Annotated in this window: 1 protein-coding gene; it reads left to right on the top strand. The window is 37.6% G+C overall.

Going from position 1 to position 1,848, the window contains the following annotated elements:
- A partial coding sequence (locus PSN35_RS07475) for a hypothetical protein (RefSeq protein ID WP_300031622.1) occupies positions 1-226 on the top strand: 226 nt, incomplete at its 5' end.
- Positions 227-1,848 lie beyond the last annotated feature (1,622 nt).

Below are 1,848 nucleotides of genomic sequence, written 5' to 3'. Positions count from 1 at the left end.
ACAAAATTATATATCAAAGGTGTTTGATTCATTTATTTTGGTGTTTAATGCCATTTTCAGCTATAGCATGGTGACCAGTTTTAGTGGTGGAAGAAGTCAGAGTATCCGGAGAGAACGACCGACCATTGGCAAGAAACTGGTAAACTTTATCACCTGCGGATGTGAGTCGAGTGCAAAACCAGGCATGAACCCATGCCGTATTGCCGTAGGTAATCTAACTACCTAGCTCATTGAGCCACCCGGGCAATTAAAGGGATTTGAATTCTTGTTTTAATACTCCACTTGGCAGATAACTGAAATACAAAATGACACCTGCCTAATCCAGACTTCTGTACAAACCAAATATCAAATAAAGTCAAATTGTAGAAAATCTTTGTTAATTTGACCTGTATAAACTGAACACCTGCCTGTTATGAACACAAAAGCTGGTCTCAATGAGGTTAAGTTTAGACAGTTTTCGCTGTTTTAGAATAATTGTAAGAATTATCATACTTACTTTGCTTGGGAAATAACTCTGGATTTTTCTAATAAATATTCTGTAATTTTAGCTGAAATAATAAAGATTGTTTTGTCACGGATTATGATGCTTCATGAATATTATTCATATAACAAGTGATCTGGTTTGTAAGTAGATTAACACGATGGATGCCACTAGTCTTCCCAGAGCACCTCAGTTCACCGCCTGTTTTTAGTGAGGTTCGTGTTACTCGATCTTTAGTTTTACATGTATGTTTTGTAGATCGTTGTTTGTCCTTTTGTACCTTTTCTTTTGGCCATTGTGTTGTCTGTTCTTTGATAAATGGATTCTGATTACCTCCCTTTGGTATCTTTTGACCATTGTGTTGTCTGTTCTTCTTTGATAAATGGATTCTGATTACCTCCCTTTGGTATCTTTTGACCATTGTGTTGTCTGTTCTTCTTTGATAAATGGATTCTGATTACCTCTATTTGGTATCTTCAAACTCTTCTTACTACTTTTTAAAGCATTATTTCACAGTAAAAAAACAATAATAATAATAATTTGAGAAGAGGTTTGTAGTTGTACTAGAGATATCGGAAAACTGAATCAAAATATTACTTATTCTCCAGTAAATACACACCACCAATGACAGTTCTGTTACTTGTATATAACATCTGTAGGTATTAGTGAAGATCCCCCCTCTGTAGCCCTCTCCTGTGATACATACCACCAATGACAGTTCTGTTACTTGCATAGAACATCTCCAGGTATTAGTGAAGATCTCCCCCTCTGTACCCCACTTTTGTGATACATACCACCAATGACAGTTCTGTTACTTGTATAGAACATCTGTAGGTATTAGTGAAGATCCCCCTCTGTACCCCTCTCCTGTGATACATACCACCAATGACAGTTCTGTTACTTGTATATAACATCTCCAGGTATTAGTGAAGATCTCCCCCTCTGTACCCCACTTTTGTGATACATACCACCAATGACAGTTCTGTTACTTGTATAGAACATCTCTAGGTATTAGTGAAGATCCCCCCTCTGTACCCCTCTCCTGTGATACATACCACCAATGACAGTTCTGTTACTTGTATATAACATCTGTAGGTATTAGTGAAGATCCCCCTCTGTACCCCTCTCCTGTGATACATACCACCAATGACAGTTCTGTTACTTGTATAGAACATTTCCATGTATTAGTGAAGATCTCCCCCTCTGTACCACTCTCCTGTGATACATACCACCAATGACAGTTCTGTTACTTGTATATAACATCTCTAGGTATTAGTGAAGATCCCCCTCTGTACCCCTCTCCTGTGATACATACCACCAATGACAGTTCTGTTACTTGTATATAACATCTGTAGGTATTAGTGAAG

The sequence above is a fragment of the Candidatus Thioglobus sp. genome (assembly GCF_028599055.1).
Taxonomy (GTDB): Bacteria; Pseudomonadota; Gammaproteobacteria; order PS1; family Pseudothioglobaceae; genus Thioglobus_A.
The sequence above is the reverse complement of the archived record's forward strand: the minus strand, read 5'-3'. Positions and strand labels throughout refer to the sequence as shown.